The following is a 20,482-nucleotide window of genomic DNA, read 5'->3' as shown; positions in this document are numbered from 1 at the left end:
TTAACGAAACCCTGTCCCACTTGGGACAAAGCGAGTCAGAAAGACACGTTACCAATACAAGGGACGCATAAAACGTACCAATAATTATATTGTATTATTACGGAATGTTAACAATCAAGACATCCGCTGACTGTCCGTCAGCAGACAGGATCGTCCCATTTCGGACATAACGGAGGGTGTGGGTTGGATTAATAAAATAGCTTGCGGGAAGTTTTGAGCAGACGGGCTGCAGCCGATTTGTTGTTGCCGCTTTGCTGCAAGGCCCAATCCATAAGACGATGAATCACTTCGTCATAGGAAAAATCATCCGGCGTGAATTCAAAATGTAGGGAAACGGTATCGGCGGTGGTGGCAGGATAAGGGAATACAGAGTTCTTCAGTTGCAAATGATCCGGCTGGATCAGCTCGCTATTGCTGATAATTGTGGCATATTCCAGGCGGTTACGCAGTTCACGCACATTGCCGGGCCAATCGTGGGACACAAGAAAATCAAGAGCGGCTTTGGAAAGACCGGGCAAGGATTTCCCTTGATGGTGTCGAAAATCCGCAAGAAAATGGTCAGACAAAGAAGGAATATCCTCCTTGCGATCGCGAAGGGGAGGAATAGTGAGCGGAAAAACATTGAGCCGATAGAAGAGATCCGTGCGGAACTGCCCTAGCCGGGAGAGCTCTTTTAAATCGCGATGGGTGGCAACGATTATCCGGAAATCCGCTGCCTGCGGGATGTCGGAACCAACGCTTTCAAAAACTTTTTCCTCCAGCACCCTGAGGAGTTTGGCCTGTAAGGCCAGGGGCATATCCCCGATCTCGTCGAGAAAAAGGGTCCCCCCGAGCGCACGGCGACACTTGCCTTCTCGGGGACTGTCCGCACCGGTAAAGGCACCTTTGACATGGCCAAAAAGTTCACACTCAAGCAGGGTCTCGGGAATAGCGGCACAGTTGACCGCGATAAAAGTGGCCGGCGAGCAGCCGGATGCAAAGTGAATGGCTCGAGCCAGCACCTCCTTACCCACACCACTTTCCCCATACAAAGCGACCGTTGTCCGAGGATGAGCCGCCACCTGTCGCGCGGCCATCAAAACAACCCCCATGGCCGGAGAAACGGATTTGATGTTTTGAAAGCTGAACTTTTCATTGAACAGGCTTTCCATCTGGTCGCAGCGTTGCCGCAAGCGGGCGTTTTCCAGGGTTCTTTCGATGGTGAGGAGCAACTCGTCCCGATGCAGCGGCTTCAGCAGGTAATCGGCAGCCCCTTCTTTCATGGCAACGACCGCTGTTTCAACACTTCCATGGGCAGTAATCACCAAAAATGGCAGCTGTGGAAAACGGCTATGGATCTGGCGAAGCAAGGTCACGCCATCCATTTCCGGCATAACCAAATCAGAGAGCACCAGATCGAAATCGGCTCTTTCCAATACCTCCAAAGCTGCTTTGCCACCGGCAACACTACTGGTTTCAAATCCGGCATCCTTGAGGTATCCCTCCAGTAAAAACCGGAAGCTCTGTTTGTCGTCAACAATCAGTATCTTGGCGACGGATATATTCATTTCGTTTCTCCGGTCATGCATCCGGCCCGCACCATGGACTGACGGAACGCAACTGTTTTGCCAGGTCATGCAGCTTACAAAAGGATAAGGTCGACGCACTCTCGTGCAGCTTCAAAGCCAGGTCTCCCGGACGGCGGCCCTGTAAATAACCGCACAATCCTTTCAGACTATGCGCAGCTTCCTTGAACAGGATGCGATCCTCAAGGATAATGGCCTGATCGAGGCGGTTGAGTTCACTCTCAATATCCTCGCGCAACAACTGCAAATATGCTCGAATTCGTTGAGGATCATGTTCCATGTCGGCCTGGGTGCGGTCGGCCAACCCTAGGCTTGGCAGGGATTGTGGAGATGCGGGTTTTTGCCCCCCCACCGTCGGGCGACAGTGTTTGTCAAGGGCTAAGGCCAGGAGCCGGGCATCAAGGGGCTTGAAGAGAACGGCCTGCATCCCGGCTGCCAGACACTGCTCCGTTGTCGTTCCTTCCATATCTGCGGTATAGGCAATGATAGGCGTAGGTTCGAGATTCGAGAGCCGTTCGAGTTGTCGCAGGCGACGTGTCAGCTCAACTCCGTCCACATCCGGCATCCTGATATCGAGAATAACACAATCATAGCGAGATACATCGAGCAATTCCAAAGCTTGCATGGCGCTTTCCGCCTCTGTGATCTCATGCCCCCAGGTCCGGAGCGTATCTCGAAGGAGTCTTCGATTAAAAGCGTTATCCTCAACCACCAGAATTTCGAGGGACTCGGCGTTCAACCCAGTAATTTCTTTGTGTTGGGGAGGAGTGGCCGGAAAAAAAGGCAGCTCGACCGTAAAGCAACTCCCCCGGCCGACCTGACTGGTCACCTCAATGTGTCCTTTCATCAAATCGACCAGACCTTGGACGATCGCTAGCCCCAAACCGCTCCCTCCATATTTCCGTGTCGTTCCTGGATTGAGTTGGAGAAAGGGTTGAAACATCAAGGTGAGGTTGGCCTCTTCAATACCGATGCCGGTATCTTGAATTTCCAGGCGAATCAAACAGCCTTCATCCTGGGAATGTGATTTTGGCGCTGAAATGGACAAGACCACCTGCCCTGTTTCAGTAAATTTCATGGCGTTACTGAGCAGGTTGGAAACAATTTGACGAAACCGAAGGGGGTCACCATTAATCCAAATTGGCAGATCCTGCTCTTTTACTACTGTAAATTTGATCTTTTTCTGATTGGCAACAGGTACATATTGCCATTGCAGAAGATCAATGGCATCCAGTAGGCTGAAAGGGATGGGGTCAAGATGCAATTGACCGGCCTCCGCCTTGGACATATCGAGAATATTATTGACCAAATCCATCAGCAATCGAGAAGATCGATCAAGGATATTGACATATTCCTTCAACATCGCAACATCGGTTGTCTGGCATGCCAAGGCACTAAACCCAACCATTGCGTTCAGCGGGGTGCGAATCTCGTGACTGATCATAGCCAGAAACTCGGATTTGGTGTTGTTGGCTTTTTCAGCAACCTTACAGGCAGCGCCCAGCTCAAATTGAGAGTGTTTCAACTCCGTGATATCGATGGCGTTGCCAACAAATGAATGGATCCTCCCCTCCTCATCGCGGCAAGGAGTGAAAATTGAAAGGTGCCAGCGAAGAGAACCATCGCGATGAAAGATGCGGTATTCGATGCGACTCCGACTCTCACCGCTTTCCAGGATCTCCCGTTGAAAAGCTTCGCAGGCTTGAATGTCATCTGGATGAACAACATCCTGGAATTGCTTTCCGACAATAAAAGTCGGATCATACCCAACCAGTTTGGTATAACTGGGAGAAGCATAGGTGATAACTCCATCCGGCCTGATCGTATAAATAATTCCATGGCTGTTCTGCACCAGGGAACGATACTGCTCCTGTGTCGATTTCAGCTTCTGTTCCGAATGCTTCTGCTCGGTTATATCCTCAATGATAAAAACCGTAGCCTCGTGATCGCCAAATTGATCAAAAAGTGGGGCCGCCATGATACGGCTGTCGATACCGAGGGGAAGGAAACGCGCCTCAATGGTATGGGGTTGCCTGTTGCGGAGAATCTTATGGAGCAGGCAGAATTCAGGCAGTGAGGCAAAGCCGCACAGCAGATCACAACAGCGCCGGCCGAGCGCCTCGCGCCGGTTGATGCCGAGACGCTCGGCAAAGGTATGGTTGACGCGGGTAATGCAGTGCTGTTTATCGATGACGAAAAGCATGTCCGGCGAGGTGTCGATGATTCTCTCCCAAGCTCGCTCCGAAACTTCGGCGGCGAGACGGCCTGCCTCTGCTTGCCGGTAGAGTTTCTCCAGTGTCTCGTTGGCAAAAAAAGATTCCCGTCGATAGCGAAACCAGTTGGCGGCAACAAGCCAACCGATGGTGTTCGCGCCAATATACGCGCTAACCGTGGACAACGAGGCAACATACCCCATGGCTACCTTGACCGTAAAATAGAGATAGAGGCTGCTCAGGCTGAGAAAAAGGGGTGGCAGGATTCGACGGTACCCAAGCCCCGGTTGAACGGCATACAGGGCAATGATGATGAACAGCTCAATGATGACATGGCCGGTATAAGTGGCAGGCCGGGAGAGTATGATCATGTTATTGGCCAAGGCGCAGGCCATGGCCCAGAGAAAACTCCACTGGTCGAACCGGTCAGGATCGCTGGTGCGCCAGGCGACTGCTCCTGCCCAAACGGAGAGTCCGGTCAATCCGATACGGAGGACCAGAAGCCACTGAAAGGTCACCGTCCCCCGGAGAAAAATATAATCGGCGCGGATCAACAGCAAGTTAAAGACGACACCTAAACCGATAGTTACAACGAGGAGTTGGGCGTCCTGGCGGAGGAAGTGAAGCCGACACCTGCGCTCATCCTTCGGGCCGGCAGGTTTGGTAATAGGATGGTGTTGAACGGTTTCGTTCTTCAGAACATGAACCCAGAAAAGCAAACAAGGAATCAGAAACTCGACATGAACGGTGCGAAATCGTCAGAAAACACTTTTGGGAAAGCAGTTAATTTCTTCCTCTCCGCGAAAGTCGCGTAACATAGCTCCGTCAACTAACAATGCAAGCGCAATTTTGAAGATAAATCGTTGTATCCCCTTGTGACAGTAGGAGTATCAGCTAGCGAGCAGTAACGATTCCCAAATGAATACATTTCATGGTTGTGATACCTCGAACATCCAAGAGGAACAACCGGAGCACTAACATCTTTTCCCAGGTTCCCAATTTCGGTCGAACACACTATATTCCATTGAGTTCGCCTTTTCGAGTTGACCCTTTCTCCCACAAAATAAGAGAAACAAATAACAGCACGCATGGACCTGACCGGCATTATCACCGCCATCCTTTCGGCCCTGTTCATGGGCACAGTGGGCGTGTTCGCCAAAATCACCGGACTGGAGGCCGAAGTGATCACCTTTTTCCGCCTCGGATTGGGTGCCGGTTTCATGCTGCTCTTTCTCCTGGCCACCGGCCAGGGCCAACGCCTGTTCAACCGTCCTTCTTGGCCGATTCTCCTCAATGGCACCATACTGGCGGGATTTATCATTTTTTACGTCCAGGCCATGGAATACACAACCATGGCCAACGCCATCATGCTCGTCTACCTGGCACCGCTTGCCGCATCAATCTACGCCCACTTTTTTTTGGGTGAACGGTTGACCCGAACCAGTGCGGCCCTCATTGGTCTTGCCCTCTTAGGCTTTGCGATGATGATGGAATTTCACATCGATCTTGCCGGGGGCAGTCGTCATCTTCGAGGGATCGGCTTAGGGCTTGTCTCGATGATCTGCTACGCCGCCTTCATCCTCATCAACCGGGTGATCGACGTCTCCATTCACGTCTATACCCGCACCTTCTACCAGTTGCTGACCGGAGCGGTGGTGATGCTGCCGCTGTGTCTATGGAAGCGCCCCGAACTGCCACCGCAGGTCTGGCCATGGCTGGCTGGAATCGGCCTGATTCCCGGCTTTCTTGCCATCCTCTGCGCGGTGATAGCCCTCAGCCGCTTACCGGCCGCGACCTTCGGCACCCTGGCCTACTTCGAACCCATTGCCGTCATTTGCTTTGGCTGGGCACTGTTCCACGAATCGTTGTCGTGGCTGCAAATCAGCGGCTGCTTCCTCATTCTCGCCAGCGGCGTTCTCAAAACTCTGTCGATTGTCGCAGTGGCCTCTGTCCAGGACCAGACTCCAACCTGACAGGATCGCCCTGCCCTCTGCAGTGATTGGTGCACGCGCCAACCAGGGCCAAGCCGGAACGGTTGATGTAGAATTCGTCGTGGCTCGGTCCATGGTTGCCAATGCGCCGCGCAAATGATACAAGAAACAAGAAAATTCACCTTTTGTTTACGCTGCCCCGTCCATCAAAGGGCGAAGGCACATGGGGCAACCAACAGCCCGCAGGTTTGGAGGCGCATTATGTTGACCGGACAAGAACTCGAAAAAGGAATATCGATGTTGAAAATGATTTGGGGCGCCCTCGTGGCATCGCTGCTGGTGTATATTTTTATTGCGCCCATGATGCTGGAGACATCCCGGATCACCTTTCCGCCCGAAGCCTACGACACCCTGAGAAAAGCGCTCTATAGCATCGCCTTTGTCACGCTGGCCGTCACCTGGTTCGTCCGCAGGATGGTCCTGGCCGCACCAGCGCCCAAACAGAGGAAATCCCAGCAGCATCCTGCCATCCAGCGTTATACCACGGCCATGATCATTGCCCTGGCCATGTCCGAAGCCATCGGCATCTATGGGCTCATTCTTTTCCTCCTTGGGAAAAACCAGGTCGACCTCTACCTGCTAACAGCACTTTCCGCCGCCGCCATGACCCTTTATTTTCCACGCAGAGAAGAGGTGATCAGCTTGGCCAAAAGATTCGAAAAGAAATAGGCTGACCGTCAATCTGTCCGCTCACTCTTTTCTTCCTGGAGCCAGAGGTATTTGGCCTGCCTCCCGCCTCTTTTCCTTCAACTGATCCGGCACTTCAAGCATCTTGCTTTTCCTTGTTTTTCCTTGCAAAGCGCCATTGAAATATTAGCGGAGGAAAGGTATGATATTTTTCTCTTAGCCTGCCACCTTTGCTGTGCCCGCCGGCCCTGCATCACCGGGCAGACAGATACACAATAAACCGGCCCAAGCACCACAAGGTGTGACACGGCATTCCTCAACTGATATGAACCAGACGCCCTTGGGCACCGAACCCTCCCCTCCCCTGACCGCCGACAGCATCGACAGCAGGGATTCTTTTGTTTTTCTCGATAAACGCGGCAAACGTTGGCCCCGCTTCAGGCGCTTGATGTTCGCAGGCGGTCTGCTTTTTTTCATCGCGACGATTCTGTTCATCCAGACCTTGGTACTGCCGTCGTATCTCGTCATGCCCCCGGCAGTTGAACAGTTGAAATCCCGGATCAAGGCCCTGCAGGAAAAGAAAATGGCTAACAACCAGATGACGGCCACCAAGCCCCTCTGGCTGGATTATGCCAAGAAGCATAAGAGCACCACGGTTGCCGAATCTGCACACGATAAGCAGAGGCACCAGCCGGATTCTCCGCCAAAAAAAGAATCCATGGCCATGCCACCTGACGGGACCAAGGAAATCAGGCTGGGATTTTATGAGAGCTGGGATCCAGACAGTTTTGACTCGCTGAAGGCGAATGCCGAAAAACTGACCCACCTTTGCCCAGACTGGCTGACCTTTGATGCCGAAATCGGTCACCTAAAAATTATGCAAGAAGAAAAGATTCTTGACCTGGTTAAGGAACAGGATCTCGTTCTCATGCCGCTGCTGCGCAATTTAGGAGAGGCCGATGTCTGGATGGCTGAAGCAGTGGAAGGGCTGATCAACGGTCCGGTCGAGCGGCAAGAACAGTTCATCGCCCATCTCACTGTCACCCTGAGCAATATGCAGGCGGGCGGGGTCGTGCTCGACTGGCAGCAGGTCGACCCCAGCTATCGCGGCAACATGAGTACCTTCCTTGCCCGGATAGCCGATGCCCTGCATCGTGAAAACATGGAACTCTGGCTCTGCGTCTCCACCGGCCGGGATCTAAAAATTTTTGATCTCGATGTCCTTTCCCAACACATCGATCGCTTCGTCGCCATGCTCCACGACGAACACGCCGAACTTGACCCGCCAGGACCTATTGCCTCACAACAATTTTTCAACGGCTGGCTCTCTTCACTAGTCGATGGCTACGGCAAACCTTCCCAGTGGGTCATTTCGCAGGGATCCTACGGCTACGATTGGACTGAGGGTCAGGAGTCTGCCGAACTCATCAGTTTTCCTGACGTGATGAGCCGGGCCGGACGTTCCGCCCAAGCCTCCAGCGATTTCCACCGCCCCTCCCTTAATCCCCACTTTGTCTACGGTGAGGGCAACTCGGTCCATACTGTCTGGTTTCTGGACGCTATTACCTTCCTTAACCAACTAACAGCGGCCAGGGCACACCATGTAGGTGGCATTGCCGTCAACCGGCTGGGCACCGAGGATCCAGGGATTTGGGATGTTCTCGATTTTCCTCTCGAAAAACCACCCCACTTCGACGATCTCGCCCGACTTGAAATCATCCGCCCCGGTGAAGCCATTGCTCATATCGGTAAAGGCAACCTGATCACCATTGTCGACGAGCGCAGTGAGGGGAACCGCCGCATCCAGATCGACAAAAAGGCTGCGCCGGGGGCCATGGCCAGCGCCACCTACGAAAAATTTCCCAGCTACCTGACTATTCTCCACCAGGGCCAAGGAGCGGAGGATGGTGTCACCATCACCTTTGACGACGGCCCGGACAGCGAGTGGACCCCGCAGATCCTCGACATCCTCAAGGCCAAAAACGTCAAAGCCACCTTCTTCATGATCGGCTCCAACATGGAGAACCATCCCAAAATTGTCCGCCGGATACTCGCCGAAGGACACATGATTGGGGTCCACACCTACAGTCATCCCAACATCGCTCTGGTCTCCGAGGAGCGCGCTCACCTGGAATTCAACGCCACCCAACGGCTGATTGAATCCATCACCGGCCATTCTACCATCATCTTCCGGCCGCCGTACAACGCTGACACCAACCCCCATGATGCGGAAGAACTGGTCCCGATCAAGCTGGCACAAGCCATGGGCTATGTGAGCGTGACCGAGGATATCGACCCGGAGGATTGGGAGGAACCCGGTGTCAAAACCATGCTCGAACGCGTCAAACGGGGTCGAATGCGGGGAGGCAATGTAGTCCTCCTCCACGATGCCGGTGGCGATCGCAGCCAGACGGTCGAGGTCCTCCCCCAAATTATCGACTATCTCACCGCCCGGGGCGACCGGATCCTGCCGCTGCCCCAACTTCTCGAAATCCCGGCCGAACAGCTGATGCCGGTCCTGCCCGCCAGCCAGCAACCCCTGACCCGCATGATCAGCGAGAGCGGCTTCACCGCCATTCACGAGGTGACCAATTTTTTTTGGGCCTTCATGATTGTTGCCACCGGTCTGACTATTCTCAAAACCCTGGCTGTCTCCTGGCTGGCAATTCGCAGCCGTCGGGATGACGAAGCAGCCGTGGATGCAGACGAAACCGCCGCATTTTGTCCGCCGATCAGCGTCTTGATTGCCGCCTACAATGAAGAAAAAGTCATTGGCGACACCTTGCGATCGGTGCTCAATACCCTCTATTCCGGCCCGATGGAAGTCATCGTAGTGGACGACGGCTCCCAGGATGCTACTGCAGCCATTGTGACCACCATGGCGAAGGACGATCCTCGCATCCGTTTGATCCGCCAGAACAATCTCGGCAAGGCCAATGCCCTGCGGAACGGATTGCAAGCGGTCACTCACCAGTTTGTGGTCAGCTTGGACGCCGATACCCAGTTCACCCCTCAGACCATTGGCCACCTGATCCAACCTTTTGCCGATCCCGCCGTTGGCGCGGTTTCGGGACGGGCGCGGGTGGGTAATTCCACAACCCTGTTTGCCCGTTTTCAGTCGCTGGAGTACACCTGCGGTTTCAATCTCGACCGGAGAGCCTATCACCAGTTGAACTGCATCACCGTAGTTCCGGGAGCGGTTAGCGCTCTCAGAGTAGAGGCGATCAACAAGGCCGGCGGCATCAGCACCGAAACTCTGGCTGAGGATACCGACCTGACCCTGGCTCTGCACAAATGCGGATATGCCATCCACTATGCTCCCCGAGCCGTTGCCTGGACCGAAGCCCCCGAAACCATGCGAACCTTTGCTAAACAGCGCTTTCGCTGGGCTTTTGGCACTCTGCAATGCTTGTGGAAACACCGCGAACTGCTGTTCAATCCCCATTACAAGGCTTTGGGCTGGTTCAGCCTGCCGAGTGCTTGGTTTTTCAACATTTTTTTAGTGGCCTTCGGCTCGATCATTGATCTGTTGCTCCTCTTGTCCCTGGTAGTCAGCCCGGCTAATTCGATTCTCTATTTCTATTTTTTCGTCTTTCTTGCAGCTGATTTAGTGCTTGCCGCAGTCGCCTGCCTTGTCGAACGCGAGCCGCTGTTCCAGATCTGGCTGGTCCTGCCAATGCGGTTTATCTACCGACCCGTCCTTAACATCGTGGTCGTTCGGGCAATCCTCAGGGCGCTGAAAGGCGTCTGGGTTGGCTGGGGTAAACTCGACCGCACCGCTTCGGTCCTCTACAGGGCTTAATCAACCAGGAATTGAACCCAAATGACATCCGTTTCCCCCTCTTCTCTCCACCGGATCATCCCGATTATCTTTTCTATGGTGCTCGTTCTTGCGACGCTCGTTTCAGGTTGTAGGGAGCAATCAGAGGCCAAGACCAAGGAGAAAACTGCCACTGTCAAGATGGACCGTCCGGTCAAATTGGTCATCCCAAAAAATGGTGCCTATACCGGAGCCTATGTCGATTTCGGTGAGGGCGAGGCCCAGGTGACTTATGATGCCCTGACTGGTTTTGAACAATTGACGGGCAAACCTCTGGCCACGGTTGCCTTTGGCAATTTCTGGGGTGACCAGGCCTTTCCCGAAAAAACCGTGCGCATCATCTCTGGTTATGGAGCTGTGCCGCTCATTTTCTGGTCACCCTGGGACAAGCCCTACGAGGAAGCCAAGGGGCCTGACCGGTTCGGACTGCACGAAATTCTTGCCGGCAAGTGGGACGGTTATATCGACGCCTGGGCCGATTCAGCCCGGCAATACGGCAAACCTCTGCTGGTAACCTGGGGTCTGGAGATGAATGGCACCTGGTTTCCCTGGTCCGGTTGTTTTTACGGCGGCAACAAAGTCATCGGGCACAAGGACGGTCATCCGCTCTATGAAGGGCCGGAGTTGTACAAGCAGGCCTACCGCTATGTGGTTGATCGGGTCCGGGCTAAAAAAGCCACCAACATCCTCTGGGGATTTCATGCCAACAATTACAGCTCACCGCGTTCCGCCTGGAATCGCATGAACAGTTATTACCCAGGCCCAAACTATGTCGACTGGCTTGGACTGAGCGTGTACGGCAAAATGAGCAAGTCCGAGGGCTGGGCGGATTTTGACAGTATGATGGCCGAACCTTATGCCGACATCTGCAAGCTGGATCCGAACAAACCCGTCTTCCTCGCGGAGTGGGGGGTCGGTGAATTCCCACCGGGCAACAAGGCCGGGTTCATCGCTGAGGCTTTCAGCCTTATGCCCAGCAAGTACCCGCGGGTCAAAGTTGCTGTCTTCTGGCATGAACGCTGGGAAAACAAGGACGGCAGCTACAGCAACCTCCGGGTTAATTCTTCACCTGAGGCTCTCGAAGCCTACAGAACCGGCATCGCCTCTCCCTATTGGATCGACCGGCCGCAATTTGAACAAAAAGACTCCGGGCCCTGACCAAGGATTGGCCTGATTTCTGATTCCAACCAAAAAATAAATTCTCAAAATTTTCCGGATGATTTTGCAAATGACAAAAGCGAGAATTATAGCTATGTGAAAGGCCCTCTCCAGGGAGGACATCTTAAGATGCGCATGCACATCCTAATCGAGATTCATCGGATATATATCTCCAGGTAATTTTATTGAAAATAATATTGAAAAATCTTCAAATACCTCTTGAAAAAGATGGGGCTGATGAATACCTGAAAGTTTCTTCCCATCAGTTACAAGTTACAGTTGAAAATATAAAAATTTTTAAAATATTGAGTAAATCAATAGAGATTCTTTCAAAAGATCAATTTTTCTACAATCTATCCATTGTAGTTACAATAATCGGTTATTTTGAAAACCAAAATAAATTTTCCATTTATAAAGAAGAGAAAGAAGCAGAAAAAAAAGTATCAAAAATAAAAGAGAGACCGATAATAGTAGGATTCGGCCCCGCCGGAATGTTTGCCGCTCTTGCGTTGATTGATTATGGATTAAAGCCGATTATTTTTGAACGGGGGAAAAAGATAGCCGAACGATCCGCTGATGTTCAACAATTTATTCAAAATAAGCTTCTCAATACTGAATCAAACATTCAATTTGGGGAAGGCGGCGCCGGTTCATACTCGGATGGTAAGCTGTTTTCTCGGAGAGAGAACAATACAAGTTCTGTAAACAACGTGTTGCAGACGTTCATAAAATTTGGCGCACCTGAAGAAATAGGATACATCAGCAAACCCCACCTAGGGACCGATGTATTGTGTAAAATAGTGAGGAATATAAGAAAGTACATCCTCGAGAACGGGGGTGAAATCTATTACAGTTCAAAAATGACGGACATCCTGATCTCAGGGGAAAGGGCTTCAGGTATTATCATCAACAATGAGAAGGAATACCTTTCATCAAGTATCTATATCGCCTTGGGTCATTCTGCCCGTGATACCGTTCAAATGATGCATGACAAAGGGGTCGAACTTGAGCAACGACCAATCTCGGTTGGGGTGAGAATTGAGCATCCCGTTGAAACAATCAATGTTATGCGATACGGGTATAAGTATCACAATTTCAGAGGATTAGGTGCGGCTACCTATTCGTTGAATTACACCAATCAAAAAATTCGAAGGGGCGTTTACACCTTCTGCATGTGCCCTGGAGGCGAAGTGGTCAATGCTTCCTCTGGCCAAGGCATGCTGGTTGTGAACGGGATGAGTTATTCACAGAGGTCATCTCCCTTCTCAAATGCAGCGCTGGTTGTCAACTGCCATGCAGACGATTATCAATCAGACGACCCATTGGCAGGCTTGGCGTTTCAAAAGAAGATAGAACAAAAGGCCTTTTGCGCCGGTGGAGGAGATTGGAAAGTTCCTGCGCAGAATTTGATGCATTTTTTAGGTGAGAGCAGCGTTGTAGGCTTACATGAAAACTCCTATAAAATGGGGGTGGTGCCTGCAGATTTGAAAGATATTCTTCCAACATTTGTGGTCGAGCAGCTGGTGGCAGCATTTGGAAAATGGAAAAAAGAAGTCCCCTTATTTGTTTCCAACCAAGCTCTCTTGTTAGGTGCGGAAACGAGAACGTCATCTCCTGTCCGAATCAAACGCAACGAACGATTTGAATCAGTCAATGTTAAAAATCTCTATCCGATAGGCGAAGGTTCCGGATACACGGGTGGAATAACGAGCTCTGCCGCGGATGCTCTCAAGGCTGTCGAAACACACATGGCACATGAGAGCTTATGAGGCATATCCTTCAGGGTCCACGATTGAAATGGAGTCCGGATAAGTTTTTAAAAAATGGCAGAAACAACTCGTATTCAATATTCAATAGGGACTGATACCCCTAACCCAAAAACCACGACGGTATGACCATGAACATACTCCTCTTCAACGGTAGCCCGCGCAAACGCGGCAATACCGATCTGTTATTGGAACAAATAGAGGAAGGTATTCACCGCACCGGCCACAAGGCCGAGCATATCAACCTAGCCCACTTGGTCATCCATCCCTGCACCGGTTGCGGCCACTGCGAAACTGAGGGGCAGTGTATCTTCAATGACGACATGACCGCTCTGTACGAGAAGATTGACGCGGCCAACCGAATTGTCATCGGATCGCCCATCTATTTTTATGGGGTCACAGCCCAGACGAAAGCCTTCATTGACCGCTGCCAGGTCCTGTGGAGTCGGAAATATCTACTTGGCGCGATCAAACCGGAACGTGAATACCGGCGTGGCTACATGGTCAGTGTAGCTGCCACCGACGGCGGCAAAATTTTTGACGGTGCTCGCCTGACCGTCCGTTATGCCTTTGACGCCATGGAGTTCAGCTACAGCGGTGAACTGCTGGCCCAGGGGGTGGACGCTAAAGGCAGCGTCGTCGAAAAAACCGAGACCATGGAGGCAGCATTGCAACTTGGGTTGGACCTTTGCCGCAAGTCCTGAAAATGGCTGTTTCTGCGCACAGGTATGCACCCCTTGCACCCAAGTGTACCGAGGAGCCCACCGTACCGCCACCACCAACCACTTCCCGGTGCCGTCGACGACATGGTTGCTGGTGGAGCATCATCGGCTTCGTGCTCCTTTTAGTGATAGTGGCACCTCTCCCGACCTTTGCTCAAACGAGAGCCATTGATCTGGCTGCAAGCTACCGTTTTTTGATCAGCGATCGCACCGCCGGCGGCATCCTCTACACCGCTACTGCCGGAAATCTTCAGGGCCAGCAACTCCCTTTGAGTTTTTATGACAGCGCCGCCTACTGGGGCGAGCATGTTTGTTCGACAGCCGACTGCACGGTCATTGATACCTACAACCCGCAAACCTACACCCTGACTCCGCGCACATCGGTCGGCGGAGACCTGCAAACTGAACGGGTCAACAGCCATGACGGCGCAAACATTTACGACGCGGCCACTTGGCAGATTGCCGTCATGCTGGGTAAGGTGGTCAATAAACTTCCGCTTGGCCCCGGTCAGGATGCCTATGGACTGGCCAGCAATCAGAACCTGCTGCTGCGTGAAGGCTACAGCGGCAACAGCAGCCACCCTATAACCGGAGAAACGAGAGCGGCCACGGCCGGTCCGGTCTTCGTCTACAATCAGCACGTTATCACCGATCCAGCCCAAGCCTACAGCTTTCGCATGCTGCCGCGCAGCTGGCTATCAACCGATCCCTTTGTCACTACGCCCTACGCCCGGTTTATCAAAACCGCCGATTTGCCGCCCCATAATGCCGCCTACCAGCCGGGCAAGATGAGCTGGACCGACTGGAAGCCGATCACCGGCGAAAACGCCTGGGCCTTTCTTATAGGACCGCTGCAAGCTGCTGACATCCAATATCGCCTCAACAAAAAAGCCGCCCATGTACCCTTTCAGGAATCGGCGGTGCAAAACGCGCTGGCAATCCTCCCTACCTTTGCCGCGATGCAGTCACCACTGGGCGCGGTCTACTATGCCCCAGCAGGGACGGTCGCCAATCAGGGCGATCAACTGGTTGACCCCTATTTCATAGCAGTTGAAAACAACATCAGCCTCTACGCAGGCCTGAAAATTCTGCGAACGACCCTTGAGCACATCCTTAGCCGGGACAAGGATCTCTCATCAGCTGACCGGGCAACAATCACCAACGCCCTGCAGCTGAGTGGGGCCATGATCAACGGCGGCACCATCGGTGCCAACCGGAAAACTGCTGGACTGCTTGCCTTTTTCAAAAACTTTGCCTGGCACGATGGCGAGTTTATTCAGGGGGGTATTGCCGACAAACCCGCTGCCGCAAGCAACTGGTTGCCGACGCTGGCCCCCAAGGCGGTTGATGTCAACACTTGGGGAATTGCGGCGCTGGGCCCAGAAACGATTGATGGCTGGTTCGGTTTTGGCGCCAGTTATCGCAACTGGCAGCAGGTGAAACGCTGGGGCGGATACGGCGCGGGTTCAGTACTGTGGGGTGTGGGTTTTTCCGATCAAGACGGCAATGGCAGTGACGCGAACGGCACCTTTCGGCAAGGAATCGCCTCGGTTGAATGGACCGCTGGCGCCATCACCATGATCCGGACCATGATCGCTCATTACCAGACCATTTCGCCCCCATCGCCGCACGTTGAGGAGGCGGGGCGTTTTACCGAAGACCTCCGGCGCGACGAACGCTCCATGCTGGCGGCTATGGATAAGCTGCGGGTTGACACCTATGCCGATTCAGATTTTAATGGAAAGCTGAAGCACTACGATCAACTGTTCAAGCTTTCGACCAAGCCCTATCTCTACGCCAGCAAACGTTACTTCATTCCCTTCGGTTGGTACGCCAACCCGATCCCCAGCACCTGCGCCACCGCCTGGATGCTGATGGCGGCCAACAACTATAATCCCTTCGTCCCCGGTGGCGGATTGCCATAAAAAAAGCCGTCCCTCACACCAAAGGGTGCGAGGGACGGCTTGCTTACCAAACGAACACAATTCAGTTCCCGCCAACCATGCCGGTCAGGCATAGGTATCGATCAAGGTTGACTCCATAGCTTCTCCGCCGCTACTGCCCTCTTTAGTCTGCATGGCGCTGCTTTCCTTGCCCTCTTCGGCCGGTCCCTGCGCTGGAATCGGTTTGGCCTGTTGAATGACTTGCCCCGCACTCTTCTGAGGTGGTATCTGGTACAATTGACTGGTCGTTGATCCGCTTACTCCACTTATGCCCATGTCACCCTCCTATTGGTTACTGGAAATGTAAACTTCTCCATTCGTGGCCTCTTGGTTGTGCGATTAAGCAGTGGTGTTGATAAGCGTTCCGCTTCCAGATGTTGCGGCCAGATTGACCGGCTGGACCGGCGCTTGGGCAACTTGTGCCTGGATCAAGCCTTCAACGGATTTGCTAATCAGTTCACCAGCCAAGGCAGGTTGTTCATTCGCCGATTTCAGCACGGAAAGACTGGCAATTGAACCAGCATTTGCGAAGGGTGTGATCTGCATGTGCATACCCTATGTGAAAAATTAATATTAATTCCTAATCGTTATTTTATACACCCCGAAAACTAAAGTCAATGCATTCTCTCGCACATGACAATTAACCGTTTTATCAACTAGATAGACTCAGCTCCCCGGGAAGATTCACCTTACAGTTTAAAAATCATTATAGGGGAAATCGGTATACCTAACCTTTCCCCCCTGGATTTACGCCCATTTCACCTTTTGCAAGGTAAGCAGAGTTATGGTCAAGTCTGGTGTTTAGGAAACAATCTCAAACGATGGCCCTGTTGAGCTCGCTATCAGTTAATGAGGTGACAGATTCTCCATCTTTGAATTGAACACCTCGTATTACCTCAGCCAGTAGCTTGAAGCCTCTCAACTTACGCCACCTTTTTTGAGCACTTTGGCCGAGCTTGTACACCATGGCCAAGATCGTATGCCTGGCAATACATCCCCTTGTTTTTGCCGTCCTCAGGCGCACGGTGGCAAAGGTTGATTCAATGGGGTTGGATGTCCGTATATGTTGCCAATGAATGGCAGGAAAATTATAAAAAGCCAACATCTGCTCTTTATCCTTTTCCAGGCATTCCATGGCTTTTGGGTATTTTGCCGAGTAGGTCGAAAGAGCAACGTCAAAGGCATTGAAGGCATCCTGTTTCGTTGGGGCCATCCAGATCTCATGCAACGCCTGCTTCACCTTGGGCTGCACCAACTTCGGAACTTTGTTGAGCACATTGGCCGTCTTATGAACCCAACAGCGTTGCTGGACTGTTTTGGGAAATACCTTACTTAACGCTTTCCAAAACCCCAGAGCACCGTCGCCGACCGCCAGCTTGGGAGCATGTCCGAGTCCTTGCGCTTTGAGGCGTAACAGCAGCTCCGACCAGCTCTGTTCGGATTCCCGATAGCCGTCTTCAATGGCGACAAATTCCTTCCGTCCGTGTTCGGTGACACCGATAATGACGAGAATGCATTGCTTGGCGTCATCACTGCGGATGTTGAAGTACACGCCATCTGCCCAGATATACACGTACCGTTTGTTTTCCATCCTCCGCCGGTTCCACGCGTCGTGCTCTTCCTCCCATATTTGCTTGCAGCGACTGATCGTGGAGGCTGACAGCCCTTTTGCATCCCGGCCTAGAAGAGCCTGTAATGCTTCTTGAAAATCGCCTGTGGAGATGCCTTTGAGATAAAGCCAAGGTAACACCTCCTCAATGCTCCTGGTTTTCCGGACATAGGGCGGCAACAGCGTCGAATTGAATTTGATGCCTTGTCCACGTTTATCGCGAATCTTTGGAACCCGGACGGCAACAGGGCCGATACCAGTTTGGAGCTCCCGTTCCGGCAAATATCCATTGCGAACAATTTGCTGGTGGCCGTTCTCATCTTTGAGGCCGATAAATTGGCGGAGATATCCATAGAGTTCAGCTTCAACAGCGTTGGCGATCAGTTGCCTGGCTCCGGTGCGGAGCAACTCGGTTAATGGATCCTCGGAAATATCCCCTGGCTTTTTAAAGGCAATAATTTTACTCTTACTCATGACGTATCCTTTTTTGTTGGAATTAAGTTTTGGCGAACTCATTTCAACAGGATACGTCATTTGTTTTTTATGGCTCTCTCAAACACCACTTTCGATCATAGCTCAGGTAAGCAACATCCATCCTCAAGCTACAAGATGGCCTTTTTTGCTGCAGGCCGAATGATTGATTGCATACGCTCCAGAAATAAACAACCGACCCCGGAGGGGCCGGTATTGATTAACCCCTAAAAGGGGACAGCTCCCTTTGCCTCTTAAAGGGGCAAAGGGAGCTGTCGAAGCTTAATGTAAGCAACAGCAAGGAGGGAGCATCCGCTACTTATGCGTCAATAACGCTCAATCCAGATCGATATAAAATGTTATAAAAACAGAATGTTGAAACAGAAAATACTGTAAATTGTTGCATTTTTTTTGGTATCGTCACTTCACCAAAGGAGATGATGCCATGAATACTGCTGTTGATATCGGATTCGAACTCAAAATGTCATCGAAAAAAGATTATATAGAAAATTTTTATCAGAAATTTGATGCCGTTTTTGATGTCATCGATCTGCCAAATCTTTCTCTTTTTGAAATCATAGAAAAGATTAAGTCATTAACATTTTCAGTTGACTCATATCTGGCACAGATAATCATCCAAACAAAACTCGATTATATTCATTGCTGTCTTATAGATTTTTCCACAATAAAATCTGAGGAGAAACAGTACGTTGAGCAACGGTTGGTTTAAAAAGTTCGATTAAATTCCTCTTGGTGAAGAGGTTGAGCTGCAGCACCCGGAGGATCTGCTGCATGGAACTACTCAATTTTGCTTTAAAATTGAGATAAGCGACCAAGAGGTACACGCATAGGGCTATCCACACCTGGGTCAACACTGCGTTGCTGGATGTTCCCAGAAAAGTTGGTTCCTCACATGAAACGGTGCATGAGCGGTATGGCCGGTAAGTTGCCCATACAGTGGTAGAGGTTGCAGATAAAGAGGTCAGCTGTTCTGAACCCATAGGCCTTGTGGCTGACGACTTTGGCTTTATTGTTGAGCCCTTCGACAGTGCCGTTGCTGATGGGCATGTGGAACCAGGTCAGGATGTTTTCTTCATGGCGTCGGACCATCCAGGCAAACTCGCGTAAGGGTTCCAGGCGAGAATGCGTTGCCCACCAAAACCACTGCTTCAAGTGCTTCCTGGCCCAGGTTTTTGTCTTATAGGACCATAAATCTCGAAAGCGCTCTTTGAGGAGATAGGCCCTGTTGATCTTCAGATTCATATGCTCAAGGCTGCTGAGTCTGATCCTTTGCTTCGGCGTAAGGTTCCAAGGATTCTTAAGCCAGATATACCGGCTGTCCTTCATGAGCTCCTTGTGTTCCTTTCCTTTTTCTCGGATCTCATCTCGCCGGACTTGATCAACCGCTTCCATCAGGTGGCGAACGATATGAAATTTATCAAAAACAAGAGTTGCCTGCGGAGCACATTCCTTGATCACCTCGACATAGGGCTTCCACATATCGCAACAGATGCCCTGGAGTTTGTTTGTCCGCTCTGGCCCGAGGTAGTTGAAAAAGCTGCGCAAGGTATCTTTGGTTCTTTCAACCCCGCTCCAGATCAAGGTTTTTGAGCGGAGATCGTACACATTGGTGAGGTAGACATGACCTTTTTTCCGCGAAATCTCATCAATACCAATATGCGTAATGCCGCTGAGATCGCGATGCTCCATGCCATATTTCACTACGCTTTTGACTGCTGTGGCAACCGTACCCCAGGCACAACTGAACAGTTTGGCGACAGAGTACCAGGGCAGCATCTCGGCCCACTTGGCCAGGTAGCAACTGTAGGCAAGAGTAAAGCGTTGCTTGCCCGTCACCCAGGGAAGTTTCTCCGTGCGGACGCCTCCACATCGAGAACAAGACACCCGACGAGGTACATATTTGACCCAGACAGGTATATTCCACAGAGGCACGTGGCGAAAGAATCGCACCTCTCGCCGATCCCGGTAGACGGCAGGATGTCCGCATGACCCGCATCGCACCCTGTGGCGGGCATCAGGACGAATTTCAGCGATTATTCCATCGGAGTCTTTGGTGACCGTATGTACTCGAAAACCTTGCAAATCAACCGTCTGTTTGATTATCTGTTCAACAAGCATGAGTTCCTCTGTAGATAGATTATTGGCTGGCCGGCCTTTATCTACCTAAAAGAACTCATGCTTTTAAATTTGTTAAGCTGTTTTACGCACCGTTTCGTGCGGGGAACCCGAAAGCAAGAGGATTCGCATGTCATATTTACACTTTTTTGGCATCGATGTTAGTAAAGATCATATCGACATCGCACAGCTCGCTAAGGCTGCGAAGCCGAAGCGCTATCCAAACAGCAGCGAAGGCTTCGCAGCTTTTTGTGGCGACAATGAGACCAAACTCTCTGAAAGCTTTGTCGTCCTTGAGGCTACAGGCGGCTATGAAACAGCCCTGCTGAAAGCCTTGTGCAAGTAGGGCGTCGCGGTTAACCGTGCCACGCCATTACAGGCCAAACACTTTATCCGCTAACTTGGAAAAATCGCCAAAACGGACAAGTTAGACGCACTGGCGTTAGCTCGCTACGCTTTTG

General features: G+C 51.7%; 15 protein-coding genes and 1 pseudogene. 9 read left to right on the top strand and 7 right to left on the bottom strand.

Going from position 1 to position 20,482, the window contains the following annotated elements; translation table 11 throughout:
- Positions 1-188 precede the first annotated feature (188 nt).
- A complete protein-coding gene (locus ACHZCX_RS00975) occupies positions 189-1,547 on the bottom strand; it encodes a sigma-54 dependent transcriptional regulator (protein WP_319585376.1) in 1,359 nt (452 codons plus the stop codon).
- 13 nt (positions 1,548-1,560) lie between these two features.
- Positions 1,561-4,338 carry a PAS domain S-box protein gene (locus tag ACHZCX_RS00970; RefSeq protein WP_319585375.1) on the bottom strand — a complete coding sequence of 926 codons (2,778 nt, stop codon included), beginning with the start codon at positions 4,336-4,338 and terminating at the stop codon, positions 1,561-1,563.
- Between the two features lie 528 nt (positions 4,339-4,866).
- Here ACHZCX_RS00970 and ACHZCX_RS00965 point away from each other — a divergent pair.
- The 7 genes from ACHZCX_RS00965 (at position 4,867) to ACHZCX_RS00935 (ending at position 15,787) form a co-directional block, all read left to right on the top strand.
- Positions 4,867-5,751, top strand: coding sequence for a DMT family transporter (locus ACHZCX_RS00965; protein WP_319585374.1), 885 nt, complete (start codon positions 4,867-4,869; stop codon positions 5,749-5,751).
- 219 nt (positions 5,752-5,970) lie between these two features.
- Positions 5,971-6,438 (top strand): hypothetical protein, encoded by a 468-nt coding sequence (locus ACHZCX_RS00960; protein WP_319585373.1) that lies wholly within the window; start codon positions 5,971-5,973, stop codon positions 6,436-6,438.
- 283 nt (positions 6,439-6,721) lie between these two features.
- Entirely contained in the window at positions 6,722-10,198 is a 3,477-nt protein-coding gene (locus tag ACHZCX_RS00955; RefSeq protein WP_319585372.1) for a polysaccharide deacetylase family protein, read from the top strand.
- Between the two features lie 21 nt (positions 10,199-10,219).
- Positions 10,220-11,374, top strand: a complete 1,155-nt coding sequence (locus tag ACHZCX_RS00950; RefSeq protein WP_319585371.1) for a glycosyl hydrolase — start codon at positions 10,220-10,222, stop codon at positions 11,372-11,374.
- 185 nt (positions 11,375-11,559) lie between these two features.
- Positions 11,560-13,143, top strand: coding sequence for an FAD-dependent protein (locus tag ACHZCX_RS00945; RefSeq protein WP_319585370.1), 1,584 nt, complete (start codon positions 11,560-11,562; stop codon positions 13,141-13,143).
- Positions 13,144-13,271: 128 nt separating this feature from the next.
- Entirely contained in the window at positions 13,272-13,844 is a 573-nt protein-coding gene (locus tag ACHZCX_RS00940; protein ID WP_319585369.1) for a flavodoxin family protein, read from the top strand.
- Positions 13,845-13,975: 131 nt separating this feature from the next.
- Positions 13,976-15,787, top strand: a complete 1,812-nt coding sequence (locus ACHZCX_RS00935) for a hypothetical protein (RefSeq protein WP_319585368.1) — start codon at positions 13,976-13,978, stop codon at positions 15,785-15,787.
- Between the two features lie 84 nt (positions 15,788-15,871).
- On the opposite strand, the gene ACHZCX_RS00930 is transcribed toward ACHZCX_RS00935, so the two are convergent.
- The 3 genes from ACHZCX_RS00930 to ACHZCX_RS00920 form a co-directional block, all read right to left on the bottom strand.
- Entirely contained in the window at positions 15,872-16,081 is a 210-nt protein-coding gene (locus tag ACHZCX_RS00930; protein ID WP_319585367.1) for a hypothetical protein, read from the bottom strand.
- A gap of 63 nt (positions 16,082-16,144) precedes the next feature.
- Complete coding sequence (locus tag ACHZCX_RS00925) at positions 16,145-16,351, bottom strand: hypothetical protein (protein ID WP_319585366.1); 207 nt, start codon at positions 16,349-16,351, stop codon at positions 16,145-16,147.
- Positions 16,352-16,619: 268 nt separating this feature from the next.
- On the bottom strand, positions 16,620-17,888 hold the full coding sequence (locus tag ACHZCX_RS00920; RefSeq protein WP_319585365.1) for an IS256 family transposase: 1,269 nt from the start codon (positions 17,886-17,888) through the stop codon (positions 16,620-16,622).
- 442 nt (positions 17,889-18,330) lie between these two features.
- Here ACHZCX_RS00920 and ACHZCX_RS00915 point away from each other — a divergent pair, with 442 nt between their 5' ends.
- Entirely contained in the window at positions 18,331-18,615 is a 285-nt protein-coding gene (locus ACHZCX_RS00915) for a hypothetical protein (protein WP_319586062.1), read from the top strand.
- Here ACHZCX_RS00915 and ACHZCX_RS00910 read toward each other — a convergent pair.
- Positions 18,554-18,787, bottom strand: a pseudogene (locus ACHZCX_RS00910) (IS4 family transposase); the annotation flags it as partial. The gene ACHZCX_RS00915 and the pseudogene ACHZCX_RS00910 overlap by 62 nt on opposite strands.
- A 7-nt stretch (positions 18,788-18,794) precedes the next feature.
- Positions 18,795-20,024, bottom strand: coding sequence for an ISL3 family transposase (locus tag ACHZCX_RS00905; RefSeq protein WP_319585207.1), 1,230 nt, complete (start codon positions 20,022-20,024; stop codon positions 18,795-18,797).
- Between the two features lie 127 nt (positions 20,025-20,151).
- On the opposite strand from ACHZCX_RS00905, the gene ACHZCX_RS00900 reads away from it, so the two are divergent.
- Positions 20,152-20,367, top strand: a complete 216-nt coding sequence (locus tag ACHZCX_RS00900; protein ID WP_319585364.1) for a hypothetical protein — start codon at positions 20,152-20,154, stop codon at positions 20,365-20,367.
- Positions 20,368-20,482: the final 115 nt, after the last annotated feature.

The organism is uncultured Desulfobulbus sp. (genome assembly GCF_963662935.2).
Classification (GTDB): Bacteria; Desulfobacterota; Desulfobulbia; order Desulfobulbales; family Desulfobulbaceae; genus Desulfobulbus.
The sequence above is the reverse complement of the archived record's forward strand: the minus strand, read 5'-3'. Positions and strand labels throughout refer to the sequence as shown.